General features: G+C 59.6%; 16 protein-coding genes and 4 pseudogenes. 6 read left to right on the top strand and 14 right to left on the bottom strand.

Going from position 1 to position 20280, the window contains the following annotated elements; all coding sequences use genetic code 11:
• Window positions 1-64 precede the first annotated feature (64 nt).
• From GKZ67_RS11635 to GKZ67_RS11620, 4 genes are all read left to right on the top strand, one after another.
• Complete coding sequence (locus GKZ67_RS11635; protein ID WP_173240939.1) at window positions 65-352, top strand: transposase; 288 nt, start codon at window positions 65-67, stop codon at window positions 350-352.
• 91 nt (window positions 353-443) lie between these two features.
• Complete coding sequence (locus tag GKZ67_RS11630) at window positions 444-875, top strand: IS3 family transposase (RefSeq protein WP_173242494.1); 432 nt, start codon at window positions 444-446, stop codon at window positions 873-875.
• Window positions 876-1115: 240 nt separating this feature from the next.
• The gene (locus GKZ67_RS25165) at window positions 1116-1292 is read left to right on the top strand and encodes an integrase core domain-containing protein (RefSeq protein WP_410505017.1); all 177 of its coding nucleotides are present in this window, start codon (window positions 1116-1118) and stop codon (window positions 1290-1292) included.
• A gap of 97 nt (window positions 1293-1389) precedes the next feature.
• Window positions 1390-1842: a hypothetical protein gene (locus GKZ67_RS11620; RefSeq protein WP_173242493.1), complete on the top strand. Its 453-nt coding sequence runs from the start codon at window positions 1390-1392 to the stop codon at window positions 1840-1842.
• 144 nt (window positions 1843-1986) lie between these two features.
• Here the strand turns inward: GKZ67_RS11620 and GKZ67_RS11615 are convergent, their stop codons facing one another.
• The 6 genes and pseudogenes from GKZ67_RS11615 to ureC all read right to left on the bottom strand — a co-directional run bounded on the left by GKZ67_RS11615 (window position 1987) and on the right by ureC (window position 12666).
• Entirely contained in the window at window positions 1987-3405 is a 1419-nt protein-coding gene (locus tag GKZ67_RS11615; protein ID WP_410505016.1) for a glutamate synthase subunit beta, read from the bottom strand.
• A gap of 32 nt (window positions 3406-3437) precedes the next feature.
• Complete coding sequence (locus GKZ67_RS11610; RefSeq protein WP_173242491.1) at window positions 3438-3962, bottom strand: hypothetical protein; 525 nt, start codon at window positions 3960-3962, stop codon at window positions 3438-3440.
• Between the two features lie 27 nt (window positions 3963-3989).
• Window positions 3990-8494: pseudogene (gltB, locus tag GKZ67_RS11605) on the bottom strand (glutamate synthase large subunit).
• Between the two features lie 338 nt (window positions 8495-8832).
• A complete protein-coding gene (gene ureG / locus GKZ67_RS11600) occupies window positions 8833-9585 on the bottom strand; it encodes an urease accessory protein UreG (RefSeq protein WP_173242489.1) in 753 nt (250 codons plus the stop codon).
• Window positions 9586-9673: 88 nt separating this feature from the next.
• On the bottom strand, window positions 9674-10342 hold the full coding sequence (locus GKZ67_RS11595; RefSeq protein ID WP_173242488.1) for an urease accessory protein UreF: 669 nt from the start codon (window positions 10340-10342) through the stop codon (window positions 9674-9676).
• Between the two features lie 642 nt (window positions 10343-10984).
• A pseudogene (gene ureC, locus GKZ67_RS11590) lies at window positions 10985-12666 on the bottom strand (urease subunit alpha).
• A gap of 140 nt (window positions 12667-12806) precedes the next feature.
• Here ureC and GKZ67_RS11585 point away from each other — a divergent pair.
• Window positions 12807-13637, top strand: a complete 831-nt coding sequence (locus GKZ67_RS11585) for an IS5 family transposase (RefSeq protein WP_410505015.1) — start codon at window positions 12807-12809, stop codon at window positions 13635-13637.
• Between the two features lie 12 nt (window positions 13638-13649).
• Here GKZ67_RS11585 and GKZ67_RS11580 read toward each other — a convergent pair whose 3' ends face one another.
• The 5 genes and pseudogenes from GKZ67_RS11580 to GKZ67_RS11560 form a co-directional block, all read right to left on the bottom strand.
• Window positions 13650-14132 (bottom strand): hypothetical protein, encoded by a 483-nt coding sequence (locus GKZ67_RS11580; protein WP_173242486.1) that lies wholly within the window; start codon window positions 14130-14132, stop codon window positions 13650-13652.
• Window positions 14133-14161: 29 nt separating this feature from the next.
• Entirely contained in the window at window positions 14162-14887 is a 726-nt protein-coding gene (locus GKZ67_RS11575) for an urease subunit beta (RefSeq protein WP_173242484.1), read from the bottom strand.
• A 179-nt stretch (window positions 14888-15066) separates the two neighbouring features.
• Entirely contained in the window at window positions 15067-15666 is a 600-nt protein-coding gene (locus GKZ67_RS11570) for an urease accessory protein (protein ID WP_173242475.1), read from the bottom strand.
• Window positions 15667-15828: 162 nt separating this feature from the next.
• A pseudogene (locus tag GKZ67_RS11565) lies at window positions 15829-16142 on the bottom strand (GNAT family N-acetyltransferase).
• 269 nt (window positions 16143-16411) lie between these two features.
• A complete protein-coding gene (locus GKZ67_RS11560; RefSeq protein WP_173242473.1) occupies window positions 16412-17356 on the bottom strand; it encodes an acetylornithine carbamoyltransferase in 945 nt (314 codons plus the stop codon).
• Between the two features lie 155 nt (window positions 17357-17511).
• Between GKZ67_RS11560 and GKZ67_RS11555 the strand changes: the two are divergent.
• Window positions 17512-18116 (top strand): annotated as a pseudogene (locus tag GKZ67_RS11555) (Uma2 family endonuclease).
• Window positions 18117-18648: 532 nt separating this feature from the next.
• On the opposite strand, the gene GKZ67_RS11550 reads toward GKZ67_RS11555, so the two are convergent.
• The 3 genes from GKZ67_RS11550 to GKZ67_RS22645 form a co-directional block, all read right to left on the bottom strand.
• Complete coding sequence (locus tag GKZ67_RS11550) at window positions 18649-18969, bottom strand: type II toxin-antitoxin system HigA family antitoxin (protein WP_173242471.1); 321 nt, start codon at window positions 18967-18969, stop codon at window positions 18649-18651.
• Window positions 18970-18977: 8 nt separating this feature from the next.
• Entirely contained in the window at window positions 18978-19307 is a 330-nt protein-coding gene (locus GKZ67_RS11545; RefSeq protein WP_173242469.1) for a type II toxin-antitoxin system HigB family toxin, read from the bottom strand.
• A gap of 79 nt (window positions 19308-19386) precedes the next feature.
• Window positions 19387-20217 carry an ATP-grasp domain-containing protein gene (locus GKZ67_RS22645; RefSeq protein WP_217278583.1) on the bottom strand — a complete coding sequence of 277 codons (831 nt, stop codon included), beginning with the start codon at window positions 20215-20217 and terminating at the stop codon, window positions 19387-19389.
• Window positions 20218-20280: the final 63 nt, after the last annotated feature.

Raw genomic sequence — 20280 nt, 5'->3', positions numbered from 1 at the left:
TGGTGGGGTTGTTTGAGGTGGTCGGGTGCAATAGGAGAGAATTGGGTGCTAAATTCCCAACCTCATGGAAAAAGCTCCTCCTACGAAACGGCCGCGGTATGATGCGACCTTCCGCGCCGAAGCCCTGCGCTTAGCCAGCGAAAGCCGCTCCACGCTGGCCGCCGCGCGTGCCTTGAACATTGACCCCAAGCGCCTCTATGCGTGGCAGAAGTCGGCCCAACAACCCTTACCAGCTGACCCGGCCGAGGCCGCCGAGGTGCGCGCCCTGCGTCAGGCCAACAAACGCCTGGCGCAGGAGCTGGAAATTTTAAAAAAAGCCATCGCTATCTTCTCGACCACCCCGACGCTGTGAGTCACTTACAATTTATGGACCAGCAGCACGTTCACTATCCGGTGCAGCTGCTTTGCCAAGCCCTCGGGGTGGTGCCCAGCCGCTACTACGCGTGGCGAAAAGGGGTGGTGGCGGGCGTAAGAGCCCCGCGGAACCGGCCTGGGAAACGGCCCTGGTCGACGTGTTTGACGACCACCAGCGCCGCTACGGCACCCGCCGCCTACGCGTTGAGCTGCGCGAGTTGGGGTACCAAGTGGGGCGGCAGGCCATTCGCACGGCGCTGCGCCGCCAGGCGCGCAAGGCCTTGCAGCCCAAAGCGTTTGTCCCGCGCACCACCGATTCGACCCATGGCAAACGCTGCGCGCCGAACTTGCTGCTCGACCAGCCAAAGCCTACCCAGGCCAATCGGGTGTGGGTCAGCGACATTACCTACCTGCCCCTGGCCAACGGCAATTGGGTTTATTGCTGTGCTTTTCAGGACGTATGCACCAAGCAGGTGGTGGGCACGGTGCCGCCACGGCGGCACTTCGCAAGTGCGGGCTGATATGCCGGAGGCGCTGGTTACCACCGCTTTGCAACGGGCCCTGCTCGCCCAGCGGCCCGCTCCTGGCCTGATTGTGCACTCCGACCGGGGCGGCCAGTATGTGGGCAACGTCTACAAGGCGCTGCTGCGCGACGCCAAAGCCCACCTTTCGCACAGCCGAGCCGGCGACTGCTACGACAACGCCCAGGCTGAAAACCGTCAAAAGGTTTTGGGCGCCTATGGTCGCGCCTCAAAACGGAAGTGCTTGAACTCCGGGACTGGCCCGTCTTTACCGATTTGGCCGACGCGCAGACCAGCGTGGCCGATTATTTTGACTACTACAATCATAAACGCCGGCATTCCAGTATCGGCTATTCAAAGCCTTATCACTTTCACCAGCAGCTACTTGCTAACATCACCCAATTCTCTCCTGCCTAACTAGACCACCTCAGTTTAGTGGAGATGTGATGGGGGAGTAGTTAATTGACATGCGCTACTTTAGCAACACCAACAACCCTAGCGATACAGCCGCAAAATGAAGAAGCTAGAGAAAAAGATTGTAAAACTTATAAAGGCTATTGACGGAACCAGCTGGGAAGATATTGCATCCCTACTTAATAGAACATGTGCGTCATTAAGAAAAGCAAGGAACACGCTGTATCAAGAAGGGTATATTTGTAATCGTTATGGAGGTGGCGTTCAATTATTTTCCAGGTCAATAGACGTTTACGAAAAAGGATATGACAAAATATCAAGTGCAAAGTACCATGTTAATGGAATCATGACAACTCGTGCGGAGGCTTTGGTAGAAGAAATATCACTTCCAACCCAGATAACAATTAGCCAGCTTAAGAAAGTCATCAACTATGTAGAGGATGACTATTATTATCATTGGAACTACGGAATTGATGAGAGTAGTGCGGCTCTTTTCGAGAGAACAAACAAGGTAAAGTTTGACTTCGAGAAATTCGATTACATTCTTGGCTAGTATAAGAGGCATGGAATGTAGATAACAGGCATAAGAGAGAAGCCCTGGAAGCAATTGCTTCCAGGGCTTCTCTCTTATGCTAATTCTTGAAATTCTACCCAAACATCCCCACCGCGTTCTTGCTCGGCAAGCTGGTCTTGCCCATCAAGTATATATCAACCTGCCGTGCCGCTTCGCGGCCTTCCGAGATGGCCCAGACGACGAGCGACTGGCCGCGGCGCATGTCGCCGGCCACGAATACGCCGGGCCGGTTGGTGTGGTAGGTGGTTTCGGGGCGTGCACGTTGCCGCGCTCATCGAGTGTCACCCCGAGCTGGTTGAGTAGGCTGGCGTTGGCCGGGCCGGTAAAACCCAGGGCCAGCAGCACCAACTGGCACGGGATTTCGCGGTCGGAGCCAGGCACTTCCTCGAAGCGCACGCGGCGGCCCAAGTCGTCGGTTTCCCAGGTTACGTCGCTCACGAGCAGGGCGCGCACAGAGCCGGTTGAGTCGCCCAGGTAAGCTTTGGTATTCACGCCCCAGTAGCGCTGGCAGCCTTCCTCGTGCGAGCTGCTGGTGCGAAAAATGGTAGGGTAGAGCGGCCAGGGCGTGTGCGCCGGGCGCTCCTCGCCGGGCTGGTGCATCATGGCAAACTGCGCTACCGACCTGGCCTGCTGGCGGTTGGCGGTGCCCACGCAGTCGGAGCCCGTGTCGCCGCTGCCGATAACCACCACGTCGAGGCCATCGGCCAGAATGTGCTCGCTATCTACGGGCGTGTCGCTCACGCGGCGGTTCTGCTGCGTCAGGTACTCCATGGCGTAGTGGATACCTTTTAGCTCGCGGCCGGGCAAATTCAGCTCGCGCGGAGCCGAGGCACCGCCCGCCAGCACCACCGCGTCGAAGCCCTGCCGCAGCTCGTCGGCCGAGAGGTCGCGGCCAATTTCGACCTGGCAGCGGAAGGTCACGCCGGCCGCTTCGAGCAGCTTGATGCGGCGCTCAATCACCCATTTTTCGAGCTTGAAATCGGGCACGCCGTAGCGCAGCAGGCCGCCAGGGTGGGGGTCGCGCTCGAAGACCGTGACGCTATGGCCGGCCTCAGTGAGCTGCGCCGCCACGGCCAGCCCGGCCGGACCGGAGCCCACCACGGCTACCGTTTTGCCGGTTTTGAGCACCAGCGCGGTAGGCTGCACGTAGCCCTGCCGGAAGGCTATTTCGATGATGTGCTTCTCGATTTCCTCAATGGCCACCGGCGCGCTGTGGATGCTCAGCACGCAGGCCGACTCGCAGGGCGCAGGGCAGATGCGACCGGTGAACTCGGGGAAGTTGTTGGTGGCCGTGAGAATGTCGTAGGCCTCGCGCCAGTCCTGCCGGTACACCGCCTCGTTGAACTCGGGGATGATGTTGCCCAGCGGGCAGCCCGAGTGACAGAAGGGTACGCCGCAGTTCATGCAGCGCGCCGCCTGCTGGTGCAGCTCCGGCTCGGGGTAGAGGCCGATGAATTCCTGGTAGTGCGCCAAGCGCTCGGTCGGAGCCGCTTTGGGCGGCGCGGTGCGCGGGTATTCCTTGAAGCCGGTGATGTTGCCCATTGGGAAGCAAACCTAGAATTTATTTGTAACGATTAATAACATCTTTTGTAAAACTCACCGCTTAAATCTGTGTGCTCATCAAAGTTCTGCAATGGCTTTATGTTATATGATTTTCGATAATCACAATTAGGGTAGAAGGCAAATTTATTTCCTTGACTTCTATTGTAGCCTTTTTCTGCATAAAGACATAAGAAGTCTTCTTGGCTAAAGTCAACAACTGCTATTATTACATCACCTTTAGTAAAGATTAAACGTGTACCGTTGCTGATTATTCCACCACTCATAACCTTAATACCAACAACCCTACTCATTTCCTCATCCGTTGGATAACCGGAGTCTTCACTGAAAAAATAAATATGTTCCCAATCACAACCCGTCAACTTATCCATATTCACAATCGCGTAAGCAGACTTTTGCGATTTAAGACTATCGGCATAATAATTTAGCTTACTTATTATTTTGTCGTGCAAAGCTTTATTAGGACCATCGCAGCTTTGTAATAGAAGTAGATAGGGTAACACAATGAGCATTACAGCACATTTTTTTGCATTATTCATAACGAAAATTCCATTAGCGCACAACCTTTAAGCAGCTTTCACCACCTTCTCCAACACCCGCTTATACTCCAGCGGGAACACCTTCACGAAGCGCCCGGCTTCCTCTTCCCAGTTGCCCAACAAGAAATTAGCCAGGTGGCTCCCTGTAAGCTCCGCGTGGTGTTTGAGCAGCGTTTGAATCTCCACCTCGTCAGCTTCCGTAAGGCCTTCGAGCGCCACCATTTCGGGGTTGCAGTTCACGGAGAACTGGCCGGCGGGGTCATACACCCAGGCCAGGCCGCCGCTCATGCCGGCGGCGAAGTTCCGGCCTGTGCGGCCCAGCACCAGCACCCGTCCTCCCGTCATGTACTCGCAGCCGTGGTCGCCCACGCCCTCGACTACGGCCGTAGCGCCCGAGTTGCGCACGGCGAAGCGCTCGCCCGCCTTGCCGCGCACGTAAAGCTCGCCCGAGGTGGCACCGTAGAGCGCCACGTTGCCGATGAGGATGTTATTCTCGGGCGTAAACGTGCTGGCCGCCGGCGGAAAAATTGCCAGCCGCGCCCCGCTCAGGCCCTTGCCCACGTAGTCGTTGGCTTCGCCTTCGAGCCGGAAGGTAAGGCCGCTGGCCGAAAAAGCCCCGAAGCTCTGCCCGGCCGAGCCGGTGAACTTGTAGCGAATCGTATCGGTCGGCAGGCCGACCGCGTGGTAGCGCTTGGAGACCTCGTTGGAGAGTAGTGTGCCAATGGTGCGGTCGGTGTTCCTGACCGCAAACTCGGCTGTTACCACTTCCTGGCGCTCCAGCGCGGGCCGGGCGTGTTCGAGCAGCTGCCAGTCGAGCACCTCGGCGATGCCGTGGTCCTGGCTTTCGCTATTATATAAAGTGCCGCCCGAGATGTTCGGGGCGGGCGTCAGCACCGCGTCGAGGTCGATGAGCCGGGCTTTCCAATGGCCGGCCTCGGGGTTTACTTTCAGGAACTCACTGCGGCCTACCATCTCGTTCACGGTGCGGAAACCCAGCCCGGCCATGATTTCGCGGAGCTCTTCGGCTAGGAAGTGGAAGAGGTTGACGATGTGCTCGGGCTTGCCGCTGAACAGCTTACGCAGCTCGGGGTCCTGGGTGGCCACGCCCACCGGGCAGGTGTTGAGGTGGCACTTGCGCATCATCACGCAGCCACCGGCCACCAGGGCGGCCGTGGCCACGCCCCATTCCTCAGCGCCCAGCAGGGCGGCCACGGCCAGGTCGCGCCCGGTTTTCAGCTGGCCGTCGGCTTGCAGCACCACCCGGCTGCGGAGCTGGCTGCGCAGCAGCGTCTGCTGCGCTTCGGCCAGGCCCAGCTCCCAGGGCAGGCCGGCGTGGCGGATGCTGCTGAGCGGCGAGGCCCCCGTGCCGCCGTCGTAGCCCGAGATGAGAATGACGTCGGCGTGGGCCTTGGCCACGCCCGCTGCGATGGTGCCCACGCCCGCCTTGCTCACCAGCTTCACGTTGATGCGGGCGGCGCGGTTGGCATTTTTCAGGTCGAAAATCAACTGGGCCAGGTCTTCGATAGAGTAGATATCGTGGTGCGGGGGCGGCGAAATCAGGCCCACGCCGGGCGTGGCGTGGCGCACTTTGGCAATCCAGGCGTCTACTTTATGGCCCGGCAGCTGGCCGCCCTCGCCGGGCTTGGCGCCCTGGGCCATCTTAATTTGCAGCTCGTCGGCATTGGTCAGGTAGTGCGCCGTGACGCCGAAGCGCGCCGAAGCAATCTGCTTGATGGCCGAGCGCATGGAGTCGCCGTTGGGCAGCTGCTCGTAGCGCAGCGGGTCTTCGCCACCCTCGCCGGTATTGCTCTTGCCGCCGATGCGGTTCATGGCAATGGCCAGCGTGCTGTGCGCCTCGTGCGAGATGGAGCCGAACGACATCGCGCCCGTGGCAAAGCGCTTGATAATGGCCTCAGCTGGCTCCACTTCTGCCAGCGCGATGCTGGGCCGGTGCCGGGCAAAGCCCAGCAGCCCCCGGATGGTGAACAGCTGGTTGGGATGCTCGTTGAGCAGCTGCGCATACTTTTGGTAGGTCTGGTAGTTGCCGGTACGGGTGGCGTGCTGGAGCAGATGCACCGTTTCGGGGTCAAACATGTGGGCCTCGCCGGTGCGCCGCCACTGGTACACGCCGCCCGTGGCCAGCAGCTCGGGGCCGACGGTGCTTTCCTGCCGGAAGCCGTGGAAGTGCTTGTATAAGGTTTCTTTGGCAATCTCATCCAGCCCCAGCCCTTCGATGCGCGTTACGGCGCCGGTAAAATACTGGTCGACTACGTGCTGATTAAGCCCCAGAATCTCAAACACCTGCGCGCCGTGGTACGATTGCAGGGTCGAGATGCCCATCTTCGAGAAAATCTTCAGCAGGCCATCGCACACGGCCTTAATATAGTTGTAGGCTAATTTATCGAGGGCCAGATTGGGGCCCAGCTGCCCCGCCGCGTGGCGCGTCTGAATCGTGGCCAGGGCCAGATAGGGGTTAATTGCCGTGGCTCCAAATGCCAGTAGGCAGGCAAAATGGTGGACCTCCCACACGTCGCCGGCCTCCACTACCAGGCCCACCGAGCCGCGCATTCCGCGCCGGATAAGGTGATGATGGACCGCCGAAACTGCCAGCAGCGCCGGCATCGCCGCGTGTTCCGAATCCATGGCCCGGTCGGAGAGAATCAATACCTCAAAGCCGTCGTTCACCGCGTCTTCCGCGTAGCGACACAGGCGTTCGAGGCCGCGTTGCAGCGCCCCCGGCTTGCCATCGGCCTGGAAGTAGGTCTGCAGCGTTTTGGCGTGAAACGAGCCGGTGTCGATGCTGCGCAGCTTCTCCAGCTCCAGATTGGTGAGCACCGGCTGCCTGGCTGCCACGCAGTGGCAGTGCAGCTGGTCTTCGTCCAGGATATTGCCGTTGTTGCCGATGAAGGTAGCCAGGCTCATCACCAGCCGCTCGCGAATGGGGTCGATGGGCGGATTGGTAACCTGGGCAAAAAACTGCTTGAAGTAGCTGCTCAGGTGCTGCGGCTGGTCGGATAGCACGGCCAGGGGCACGTCCACACCCATCGAACCGATAGGCTCCTTGCCCTCTAGCGCCATCGGGGTGAGCACGGTTTCCACATCCTCACGGGTGTAGCCGAATACCTGCTGGTATTTCCTGACGGCCTCCGCGCCCAGGTCGGTAAATACCTGGCGCGGCTCGGCCAGGTCTTCGAGCCGAATCTGGTAATTTTCGAGCCAGGTGCCATAAGGCTGCTGGCCAGCGGCCTGGGCCTTGATTTCGCGGTCGGTCAGAATCCGTCCGGCCCTGGTGTCGACCACAAACATCTTACCCGGCTGCAGGCGGCCTTTCTTGATAATGCTTGCGGGCGGCAGCGGCAGCACGCCAGCCTCGGAGGCTACCAGCACGCGCCCGTCGTTGGTGATGGCGTAGCGCAACGGCCGCAACCCATTGCGGTCGAGCATCGCGCCTACCAGGGTGCCGTCCGTGAAATTGAGCGCTGCCGGGCCATCCCAGGGGGCCATAAAGGTGGCGTGAAACTCGTAAAATGCCTTTTTGAGCGGGTCCATCTGCTCGTTGCCATCCCAGGCTTCGGGCACCAGCATCATCATCACGTGCGGCAGCGACCGGCCGCAATGATATAGTAACTCCACTATGTTATCCAGGCAGGCGGAGTCCGACTGCCAGGGGTCGATAACGGGCAGCAGCATCTCCATCTCTTCGGCCGAGAAGTAGGGCGATGTGTAGTTGGGCAGGCCCGCAAAAAACCAGTTCAGGTTACCACGCAGCGTGTTTATCTCGCCGTTGTGCGCCAGGTAGCGAAACGGCTGGGCCAGTCGCCACGAGGGCATGGTGTTGGTGGAGAAGCGCGAGTGCACCAGCCCGAACGCCGAGGTCACGCGCTCGTCGCTGAGGTCGGGGAAGTACATGCCGACCTGGAAAGTCGTCAGCTGGCCCTTGTACACAATGGTGCGGCACGAAAGCGAGGCGAAATAGAAGTCGTCGAGCGCGGCGGGCAGCTTTTCGTTCAAAAGCTTGATAACCAGCCGGCGCAACACGTAGAGCTTGCGCTCGAAGTCGGCCTCGGTAGCCAGGCCCAGCGGCCGCCCCAGCAGCAGCTGCTCGATGGTCGGCTCGGCCGACAGCGCCGTGACGCCGATGCCCGCCGTGCGCACCGGCACCGGCCGGTAGCCGAGTATGGGAATGCCCAGCCGCTGGGCGGCCTCCGCAATTACCTGCTTGCTGGCGGCGCGCAGCTTCTCTTTTTTGGGAAAGAAGACCATGCCCACGCCGTAGCTGCCCGGCTCGGGCAGCCGGATGCCGTGGGCCACGCACTCTTCGAGCAAAAACCAGTGCGGCAGCTGAATCTGAATACCCGCGCCGTCGCCCGAGTCGGAGTCGCAGCCGCAGGCCCCCGGTGCTCCATATTGGCGAGCATGGTCAGCGAGTCGGCCACAATCTGGTGGCTCTTGCGCCCGTCGATATACGTCAGAAACCCGGTGCCGCAGGCATCGTGCTCAAACTCGGGCCGGTAGAGGGTGGGCGTAGTCATGTCAGGTAAGAATTATCAAGTAGTAAAGCGGCCGCCTGCCTGTAGCGTGGACTCTGGGAGTCCGCGCGTGCTATCGTCCGGCTGCCACCTGCGCGCGGACTCCCAGAGTCCACGCTACAGGCAGGCGGCCGGGCACGGCTTCGCAGCGCTGGCCCCAAGCTGCTTTTTGAAAACAGCGAGGCTAGTGCCGAAAATCGGCATCCGTAGTGGGTGGGAAGGGGAAGGGTAGGGGCGAGGCAGGGCCAACAGAGTCAGCCGTTACCGGGGTAGTAGCGCGCAGTGGGGACGCGAACCGGAGAGTAAGATACAACGCTGAGGCTCAGTCCGCGTCGCCGGGGCTAGCGGCGGTCTTCGCGCACTGCCGCCAAAGCCTGCGCCTTAGCCAGGTGAATGTGGTCGATAATGGGCCCTAAGTTATGGCCATCGGCGGCACGCGCAAAAACAAACGGCCCGTCGCCGCGCATCCGGCGCGAGTCGCGGTCCATCACCTCCAGGTCAGCCTTGACCAGCGGAGCCAGGTCAATCTTGTTGATTATCAGCAAGTCTGATTGGGTAATGCCCGGCCCGCCCTTGCGCGGAATCTTATCGCCGCCCGACACATCAATCACGTAAATAGAATAGTCGACCAGCTCGCGGCTAAAGTGGGCAGCCAGGTTGTCGCCGCCGCTTTCCACAAACAGGTAATCAAGCTGATTGTCGAAACGCTCCATGAGCCCTTCCAGGGCATTCATGTTCAAGGATATATCCTCTCTGATGGCGGCGTGCGGGCAGCCGCCGGTTTCGACGCCCACGATACGGTCGGCGGTGAGGGCGCTGTGGCGAATCAGAAACTCAGCATCCTCGCGGGTGAAGATGTCGTTGGTGACGACCCCTAGCCGGTAGTCGTCGCGCAGGCTTTCGCACAACGCCTTGAGCAGCGCCGTTTTACCCGTGCCCACCGGCCCACCGATTCCCACCGTAAACGCCCGCTGGCGGAAGTTGCGGTACGGCGGCAGCCGCCGGGTTTCGCGCTCGGCAAAGCTGCCGGGCGAGTCGAGCACCTCGTGGCTGTGACCGTGGAGCAGCAGGGCGAGTTTATCGACGAAAGCCATGTTGAAGTAGCGTGGACTCGGCGAGTCCGCGCGTGAGAGTGTCGTTCAATGGATACCACGCGCGGACTCGCAGAGTCCACGCTACAGCTTAATTCTGAAAGAGTCGCGAGTAAATGTCGTCGTGAAAAATCTGGGCCACGTCGAGCAGCAGGGTACAGCGCGTAGCCTCGGTATAAGGCCGAATATCGGTGCTGGCTAGTAAATTCTCAAAAACTCCGTAAAAATCGTGCTGCAGCAAGTGCCCCGCCATCGGCCCGATAAAGCCCAGCCGAATGGACGCGCTGAGCTGGTCGCGCAGCGCCAGGTGCAGGTAAGTAGCCTGAATAGCAGCTGTCGCAAAGCCAATTCTGCCCAGGCTCAGCCCAAACAGCGGCACGAAATGCGCGGGCAGCTCTTGCCGCGCCAGCTCGCGGCCCAGCTCGGCTAGCCCGGCTTCGGGGTAAAAGGTCGTCAGCAGCCGGAGCCAGTTTTTGCCCTGCATAAGGCTGGCCCGGTGCAGGGGCGGTGTGAGGAGCTGCGCGTCGTATTCGCCGAGTAAAGCTGCCAGCTCGCCAGCCGCAGCCGTGGCCGCCGACGTGACGAACGGCAGCTCAAACCCAACTGCCTGCTGCAAAAATGAATAGAGGTAGGCCCGCAACTCGGTTTCGGTCTGGATAAGGCCAAACGTAATACTGCTTTCCAGCCCATAGGAATAGGCGAAGGAGCCAGTGGGCAAGGCTGAGTCGGCGAGGTGGAGCAGGCGGGCGAGGTGCGGCACGGGGAGCAGTTGAAGCGGGCAAGCTACAACTATAGTAGCTTACCTTTGTCACCCTCGCGTTTGGTAAGTCCCCCAGCCTACGGCTACTCTGTAAAAAGAGAAGCCCCGACTGTTGGACCAGTTCGGGGCTTCGAGAAGTGTGGGGGTTGTTGCGTAACCCTTCAACTTCTGAGGAGATGGAATGGAAAAACGCGAAGAAACTGCTAGATAAGTGGCTTGTCCCGCTTGTTTTTGAGCTTCTGAAAGGGCTAGCAAAAGGCGCAGGCCTGTTGTTGCTCGCTCATTGGCTCAGGTAGTTTCGGTAAGGGCATCGGCCGGATAGGCTGGTGCCCTTATTTGTTGTACAAACATACAACACAAACATAAATAGGGTTTCGCCGCCGCGCACGGTTGTCCATGATATTTACGCAAGAACGTCATGCTAGCGCGGTTTCGGAGTCGTTGTACTGTAGCGTGGACTTTTAGTCTGCGAGTTTCTGTACTGAGCACTCGCGGACTAAAAGTCCACGCTACTTGACCAGCCTTACCCTGATTCTGAAACCGCGCTAAGCTTGCCGAAGCATCTTACTCGCTTCATTCAACGATGCGGTAGAGATGCTTCGGCAGGCTCAGCATGACGTTCTTCTTTGCTGTGGGTATTTATTAAAATAGATTATACAGCTGCGCCAGCGGCAGCGTCTGCGCCGGCTCGCATGTCAAATGCACGCCATCCACCAGCACCCGGTACGTTTCCGGGTCTACCGAGATATTGGGTAAATAGTCGTTCAGCGCCATGTCTTTTTTGGCCACCGTGCGGCAGCCTTTCACCGCCACCACGCGCTTGCTCAGCCCGTAGCCGGCTACCGTTTCCAGCGAAGCGCTTGACACGAACGCCACCGAGCAATAGCCTACGCCCCCGCCATACGCCCCGAACATGGGCCGTGAAAATGAGGGCTGCGGGGTGGGAATGGAAGCGTTGGGGTCGCCCATCTGGGCCTGCACGATGACGCCGCCTTTCAGAATCACCTCCGGCCGTGAGCCGAACAGAGTCGGCTTCCAGAGTACCAAATCGGCCAGCTTACCGATTTCGACCGAGCCGATTTCATGGGCCATGCCGTGGGCGCGGGCGGGTTGATGGTATATTTTGCTATATATCGGCGGGCGCGAAAGTTATCGTTCGGGCGCTGGGCGCCGGCGTCTTCGGGGAGAGGGCCACGCTGCTGGCGCATTTTGTGGGCCGTTTGCCAGGTGCGGGTGATGACCTCGCCCACCCGGCCCATGGCCTGCGAGTCGGAACTAATGATGCTCAGCGCGCCCAGGTCGTGCAGAATGTCTTCGGCGGCAATGGTTTCGGGGCGAATGCGGCTCTCGGCAAAGGCCACGTCTTCGGGGATATTCTTGTCGAGGTGGTGGCACACGAGCAGCATGTCGAGGTGCTCGTCGATGGTGTTCACCGTAAACGGCCGCGTGGGGTTGGTGCTCGACGGGATTACGTTGGGCTCGCCGCAAATCTTGATGATGTCGGGCGCGTGCCCGCCGCCCGCGCCCTCGGTGTGGTACGAGTGAATGGTGCGCCCCTTGAAGGCCGCCACCGAGTTTTCCACGAAGCCGCTCTCGTTGAGCGTATCGGTGTGAATGCACACCTGCACGTCGTACTTCTCGGCGATAGTCAGGCAGTTATCAATCGTGGCGGGGGTGGTGCCCCAGTCCTCGTGCAGCTTAAAGCCCAGCGCCCCGGCTTCCACCTGCTCGGCCAGCCCCTCCGGCTTCGAGGTGTTGCCCTTGCCCAAAAACCCGAAATTCATGGGGAAGGCGTCGGTGGCCTTGAGCATCAGCTCGATATAAAATGCGCCCGGCGTGCAGGTGGTGGCTGTGGTGCCGGCGGCCGGACCAGTGCCGCCGCCCACCATCGTGGTAACGCCCGAAGCCAGTGCCTCGGTCAGCTGCTGCGGGCAAATGAAGTGGATGTGGCAGTCGATGCCGCCCGCCGTGAGGATGTGCCCCTCGCCGGCCACCACTTCGGTGGTCACGCCCACCACCAGACGTGGGTCCACGCCGGGCATGATGTGCGGATTGCCCGCCTTGCCAATGCCTACGATGCGCCCGCCCTTGATGCCAATATCGGCCTTGTACACGCCGGTGTAGTCGAGCACCAGCGCGTTGGTAATCAGCAGGTCGAGCGCGTCGGCCTGCCCGATGCCGGCCGCCTGTCCCATGCCGTCGCGCAGGGTTTTGCCGCCGCCAAACTTGCATTCCTCGCCGTACACGCAGTAGTCGCGCTCGACCTCAATCAGCAACTCGGTATCACCGAGGCGTACCCGGTCGCCCACGGTCGGGCCATACATAGCGGCATACGCCTGCCGAGAGAGGGGTAGGGGCATATAGTTCTTATGAAGCTGTTTAGGAAGTAGGCTGGAAACAAAAAAGACTCCCACGGCAGAGAGAAATTTGGGGTGCGACCCAACCAAGTTTCTTACGCCTGCCCGTGGAAGTCCTCTCCAAAGATATCATCGTGACCTGGCTACTGCCCTATTTACCCTTTCCCAGCCAGGGCCGGCGGCGGCGCGTGGCTGCGGCCGAGGTGGTGGGCGCCATTCTCTACAAACTCAAAACCGGTTGTCAATGGCGCTGGCTGCCGGTGGCCGCCCTGTTCAGCGGCGAGCCCCTGAGTTGGCAGGGGGTGTACTATCATTTCCACACCTGGAGCAAACAAGGGGCCTGGAAAAAGCTGTGGCTGACGCTCTTGCGCCTACACCGCCGCTTGCTCGACCTCTCCAGCGTGCAACTCGACGGCAGCCACACACCGGCCAAGAACGGCGGGGTGGCCGTGGGCTACCAGGGCCGCAAAGCGGCGCGCACCACCAACGCCCTGTTCCTGGCCGACAACCAGGGCCAGCCGCTGGCCCTGGCCACGCCTCAGGCCGGGCAGCACCACGATACGTTTGAGCTGGAAGCCGTCTTTGGCGAGCTTTGCCAAACGTTGGAGCAGGCGGACCTGTGCCTGCAAGGCTTGTTTCTGAACGCCGACAAAGCCTTTGATGTCAACAGCTTACGCCAGGCCTGTGCCCACCGCGATATTGAGGTCAACATCCCGCGCAACCGGCGTTCGGCCGACTGGCAAATCGACGATGATACCCTGTTTGACCCCGAACTCTACCGCCGCCGACAGGTTATTGAGCAACTCAACGCCTGGCTCGACGGCTTCAAAACGCTACTCGTGCGCTTTGAAACCTGCCTGCATACCTGGCTGGCGTTTCACTGGCTGGCCTTTACCGTGCTACTGCTGCGCAGAATTGGTCGCTCGCCTACTTCCTAAACAGCTTCTATATTAGTCAGGGTGCGTTGTGTAAGTTATCTGCTTGATTTTGTTGTCATAAAATAAGATGTCCAGCTCGTAGAAACCTGCTGTATCCTCTATCCTTACCTTATTGGAGTTCCAATATTTTTTCGTGATAAATGCACTTTTCTTTTTTGCCAAAAAAGGAATTAAACCTGCAATGGCAGAAGGATTATTAAACTTACAGCTGTAGATAAACTGCTTCCCACCTATTTTGGGATTACCTGTTTTGTAATATTTGATTATGTTGTCAGAGAGAGTAAATATTACAAAGCGCTCATCCCCACCTAGCTTCTGAATTTTCTTACTGAACCCATGCGGCTCATTCTCCAAATTAAGGCGCGTGATTTCTAAGGTGAGTTTTTCGATAGTTTTATAATCTTCTACTGACAAAGGATTAGTAGACAAGACTCTTTGGCCAAATGCAGCTGTAGTAGCGATACAAAGTGCGATTGTTGATGCAAGAACTTTCATAAGGAATAAATTGAAAACAGAAGCTTCAATTACCCCAGCTTCCCTAGCGCCTGCTGCTTGCCGGCCTCATCGAGCGGGCCATCAATCCAGCCATTGCCGCCGTACACGCGGCGCTCGCCGGCCAGCGCTACCAGCTGCACGCGCTTGCGCTCGCCCGGCTCGAAGCGCACCGCCGTGCCAGCCGGGATATTGAGCCGGAAGCCAAATGCCGCCGCCCGGTCGAAGTCCAGCCCCGCGTTGGTTTCGAAGAAGGGGTAGTGCGAGCCCACCTGCACCGGCCGGTCGCCCCGGTTCAGCACCTCCAGCTCGATAACGGGGCGGTTTTCGTTCAGGAGTATGTCGCCCTCGGCCAGCAGATACTCGCCCGGCACGGCGGCGGGTACCTGCGCGGCGGCCGGAACCGTGCGGCGGAGGCCACTGCCGTAGAGCGCCAGCTCGGGCGCGCCGTGCTCGCGGCAAATGGGCTGGTGCACGGTCACGAGTTTGGTGCCATCGGGGAAGGTGCCTTCTACCTGCACCTCGGGCAGCAGGTCGGCTACGCCCTCCAGCACATCGTTGAAGCCGAGCAGCTGCTTGCCCTTGTCCATGAGCGTCGCCACCGATTCGCCGTCGCGGATAAACTCCAGCAGCTGAGTGGCGAGCAGGGCGGCGGCCTCGGGGTAGTTGAGGCGCAGGCCGCGGGCGTAGCGCTTCTGGGCCACTACCCCGGCCTGGTGCAGTACCAGCTTATCAAGGTCTTTGGGAGCGAGGTGCATAGGCAGAGAGGTTTAGTTGCGAATGTAGGATGTAGCGTGGACTCTGCGAGTCCGCGCGTGAGGTGATGTGCGAACGGCGCAACGCGCGGACTCGCAGAGTCCACGCTACAGCACGGGCGGGCAGGCCTACGTGGATTTGCCCGCCAACGCGCGGACTCGCAGAGTCCACGCTACAGCCGTCACACGTGCGTCCAGACCATCCAGCCGCCGTACCCTACACTGAGCACCGACGACAGCACCACCGCGCCCGCCCGCAGCCGCCGGCCCAGCCGCATGCGGGGCGTGAACGGAATGCGCATCAGGCTGACGGCCACCAGCATTCCCAGCACCGAGCCCAGCCCAAACAGCAGGATATAGGCAATGGCCCCGGCCGGCCCAGGGATGGCGTTCAGGGCCAGCAGCACCAGCGCCCCGCTCCCGGCCAGCCCATGCACCAGCCCCACGGAGTAGGCAAAGCCCGGCCGCTGCCGCAGCACCGGCCCCGGCTGATACGAGTTTTTATCCACCAGCCGGCTGATGCCCAGGCCAATCAGCATCAGGCCCACCATGGCTTCGAAGTAGCCCGACTGCAAAAACGTAGCCCGCCCAAAAATCAGCAGTCCGCCGAAAATGGCGAGCATGGTGGTGTGCCCCAGTCCCCAGAACAAGCCGTTTTTGAGGGCTCCCCGCAGCTGGTCGTGGCGCGCCACGAGGGTGCTGACCGCCAGCAGGTGGTCGGGCTCGAAAGCGTGGCCCATGCCCATCACCACCGCGAATAGGAAGGGCAGGAGGGAGGGCATGGAGCTGGCAGGAGGTAGACTTAACGCAAAGAAAGCAGCCATGCGTCGCTGCCTGCGGCATGACTATTTATAGAAGCTGTTTAGAAAGTCGGGGCTGAAGCCGGCAGCCCGCCAGCGATGCCGCCCAACTCCACTTCCTAAAACTGCTTCATAGAGTAGTTGCTACAATTCCCGAATCATCCAAATCTGGCAGCTGAAGTGGCCGCTGTTGCCCATTGGCTGCGGCAGATAGTGAAAGCCCAGCTTTTCGTATAGCGGCAGGGCCTGGGTCATCTCCTCGAACGATTCCAGGTACACCCGGCCGTAGCCGCGGGCGCGGGCTTCGGCCAGGCATTTTTCCAGCAGCTGCCTGCCCAGCCCCGGCCGCGCGCCTGGGGCAGCAGGTATAATTTAACCAGCTCGGTGGTGTCGGCGGGCAGGTTGTCGGTAGGGTAGATGCCTGCGCCGCCCAGCACCACGCCGTCCGCCTCAGCCACGAAATAGGCGCTCTGCGCGTGCTGAAAGAGCGCGTGCAAGTGGTCGGTAGAAGGGTCATAAAATACGGAGCCCGGCTTAGCGGCGCCAAATTCCGTGAGCGTATCCCGAATAATGCGGGCCAGCGCCGCGTCGTCGCCCGGCGCAATGGGGCGAATGGTGATAGTAGCGTCCAAAACGAAGGGAAAGCGGAGAGCTAATCTGTTTTAAATATAGTATTTTAAATATATATTTTATGTATGAAGCCGGAGTGCCACGCCGCTCTGCAACCTTACTTCAGCAGCTCGTGCAGCACCGTCTGCATGGAGAATGTCCGGTTGCCCGCTTCCTGGATGATGAGCGAGCCCGGCGCGTCGAGCACGGCATCCGAAACTTCCACGTTGCGGCGCACGGGTAGGCAGTGCAGGAATTTCGCGTCGGTGGTCAGGCCCATGTGCTCCGGCGTGAGCATCCAACTCGGGTCGTTGCTGAGCACCTGCCCGTAGTCGTGGTAGCTGCTCCAGTTTTTGGCCTGCACGTAGTCGGCGCCCGCCAGGGCCTTGCGCTGGTCGTACTCGATTGTGGCGCCCTTCGTGAACTTCGGGTCCAGCTCGTAGCCGTGCGGGTGAGTAATCACAAAATCCACCCAGTCGATTTCCGAAAACCAGTCGCAGAACGAGTTGGGCACGCACTGGGGCAGGGCCCGCACGTGTGGGGCCCAGGTCAGCACCACTTTCACCCGCTCTTTTTTCTTGGTCTCGGCCACGGTAATTAAGTCGGCAAACGACTGCAAGGGGTGCAGCGTGGCGCTTTCCAGACTGATAACCGGCACCGTGGCGTACTGCAGAATCCTGCTCATCACCTCCTCGCTGTAGTCGGCTTCCTTATCCTTCAGCGTCGGGAAAGTGCGCACGCCCAGCACGTCGCAATACTGGCTCATCACGGCAATAGCATCCTTGATATGCTCCTGCGTCGAGCCGTTCATTACGGCGCCGTCGGCCATCTCCAGCGTCCAGGAGTCGGCCCCGGCGTTCAGCACCCAGGCTTGCGCGCCCAGGTTGTAGGCGGCCTTCAGGCTGCTGAGGCGAGTGCGCAGGCTGGGGTTGAAGAATATCAAGCCTACGGTCTTGTTCTTGCCAACGTGCTGGTAGCCAAAGGGATTTATCTTTATTTCGAGGGCTTGATTAAGCAGCGCTTTATAGTCGCCCGCATCGGCGAAGGAGAGGAAGTTTTTCATGAGAAGTAGCGCGGACTTTATAGTCCGCGAAGCAAAGCGCCAAAGCGGCACTATCCGCCAAAGGCCCTCGCATACTTTTAAGGAGCGGCGAAGATAAGGCCGTACCCAAGCCCCCGACCGTATATTTGGCTAACCCGCTTGCCAATTCTTTAGCCATGACGTTTGCCGACCTCGATAATGTGGTAACAATCCACGGCCCGCAGCTAACCCGGCTCACGGACGAAGAATTCTTCGACCTCTGCCAGCACAACCCCACCCTGCGCCTGGAGCGCAACGCCGACCACGAAATCATCTTTATGCCCCCCGCCGGTTCCGAATCCAGCCACAAATCAGGTGAAGTATATGGCCAATTGTGGTTCTGGAACCGCCAGCACCAACTCGGCTACGCTTTTGAGTCATCGGCCGGCTTCACTATGCCCGATGGCTCGGTGCGCTCGCCCGATGCCTCGTGGGTACCCCGCGCCACCTACGACGCTCTGCCCGAAGCTCAGCGTCTGCGCTTTCCGCCCGTGTGCCCCACCTTCGTGGTCGAAGTCCGCTCGCCCTCCGATGGGCTAGCCCCCTGCGCCACAAAATGGAAATCTACCTGGCCAACGGCGTGCAAGTCGGCTTCCTACTCGACCCCAGCACCGAAACCGCCACCCTCTACCGCGCCGGCCAGGAGCCCGAAGAAATCAGCAGCTTCGAACAGTCGCTCAGCGCCGAGCCCGCCTTGCCCGGCTTCTCGCTGGATTTGCGGCCATTGCGCCGCCTAGTGTAACCCGCTAAAAAACAGAGTGCGAAGCCAACCAGCCCCGCACCTTGCCACCCGCTAGCCTAGTGCTGCGTCAGGCAAGTTCCTTACCTAATCGTTCTGGTGGGCGCCTCACGAGACCCCTTTGGGGCCGGCCCCCTCTCCTCAACCGAGAGGGGGAGCCAGCCGATTCTTTAGGTAATTAAAGTCTATCCGAAAAATACTTTCTTGCTGAATAGGTAATAGTTCCACTCAGTTAGAAATAAAGTAGCTAAAAACTACTGACCCTTATACTCGTTCCAGCTCTCAATCTTCAAGTCGCTCATTTCCAGCTCGCAGAACGCGGTGATAAACGCGCTTGCCAGCCGCGCATTCGTCAGCAGCGGGATGCTGAAATCGACGGCCGTGCGGCGAGTTTAACAGCTAGGTAGCTAGGCAGCTATAGCTTCTGGTTGCTGCCGCTGATGCACAACTTTTGCGTTGCGAGGCAGCGGCTTGGCAGTTACCGCTAATTCGTAGGGCCGATTGAAGGCTTCCTGCGATACATGGAAGTAACTGGCTAAGCGCCGAATAACTGCTTTCGACATACCCGACGGCGGTTCAGCAGGTCGGAAACTGTGCCCCGCCCGATTTCCAGGATGCTGGCCAGGTCCTTAGCCTGCAATTGCTGCCCGGCCATGAGCGAACGGAGCAGGTCGATGGGGTCGGCGGCCGGCACGTGGGAATGCGCTTCGTCCCATGTTTCGATGAGAAGCGTGAGCAAGTCTATCTCATCTTGCGCGGCGGCCGTGGGGGCTTCGGTGAGCAGGGCCTCCAGTTCGCGGCAGTAGTGTTGGTACTGTTGCTCGGTTTTGATAAGGGTGTAGGGCAGGATTTTCATGGCGGAGCTTAGTATAGATTGACGGTGTACTGCTCACCTTTGGCGCAAAGCTTATCGTACTCGGCGTGGGTACCTACCCAGCATACAAACAGGTGGACTTGCTGCTTGCCAAATACGTAGCGGGCAATAAGCCGGTGGTGGTTGCCGCCGATGTCGAACACGACGCGGCTGCTGCCGTTGCCCAGTAAGTCGGCCGAGCCAAAGGTTTGCTGGATGTCTGCTGACGTGTTCCACTCTGCATATTTTACTGCCGTTAGCCACAAGGCAAAGGAGCGAATGCGAGCGTGGTGAGCCGCGTAATCTTCCACTGTCTGGTGTTTTATAAGGTGAACTTTCATAGCGGATACACCAAAGATAAGCCCGGAGTTCGCATTTTGCGAATTCCGGGCTTGCCGGTAGTCAATTCATTGTCTACTACTACTGACCCTTATACTCGTTCCAGCTCTTAATCTTCAAGTCGCTCATTTCCAGCTCGCAGAACGCGGTGATAAACGCGCTCGCCAGCCGTGCATTCGTCAGCAGCGGAATGCTGAAATCGACGGCCGTGCGGCGAATCTTGTAGTCATTATCCAACTCGCCTTTCGTGAGGTTTTTGGGGATGTTGATGACCATTTCGATTTCCTTGTTCCGCAGGTAGTCGAGCACGTTGGGCTGCTGCTGGCTGTCGGGCCAGTGAACGAGGGTGGAGGCTAGCCCCATGTCGGCGAAGAATTTATGCGTGCCCTCCGTGGCGTAGAGCGTGAAGCCGCGCTCGGCCAGCAACTGCGCCACGGGTAGCAGCGTCACTTTCGAATTGATGGGACCGCCCGAAATCAGCACCGACTTTTGCGGGATGCGGTAGCCTACCGACAGCATCGACTTGAGCAGGGCCTCGTCGGCGGTATCGCCCAGGCAGCCGACCTCGCCGGTCGAGGACATATCCACGGTCAGCACCGGGTCGGCGCCGGCCAGGCGGGTGAAGGAGAACTGCGAAGCCTTGACGCCCACAAAGTTGGCATCGTAGACCAGCTCGCTGGCGTCGCGGTCTACGGGCACGCCAAGTAGTATTTTCGTAGCCTTGGTAATCAGGTTATTGCCTGATACTTTCGACACGAAAGGGAAGCTGCGCGAGGCGCGGATATTACACTCAATTACCTTCAGGTCGTTGTTTTTACCCAGAAACTGGATGTTGAATGGCCCGCTGATTTCGTAGCGCTTGGCGATTTTCTCGGCAATGGCCTTGAGGCGACGCACCGTCTCCACGTACACCTTCTGGGCGGGTAGTACATGGTGGCGTCGCCCGAGTGCACGCCTGCAAACTCGACGTGCTCC

Origin of the sequence: Hymenobacter sp. BRD67, from assembly GCF_013256425.1 — a bacterium.
Taxonomy (GTDB): domain Bacteria; phylum Bacteroidota; class Bacteroidia; order Cytophagales; family Hymenobacteraceae; genus Hymenobacter.
Note: the sequence above shows the minus strand (reverse complement) of the source record. Positions and strands in the feature narration are given on the sequence as shown.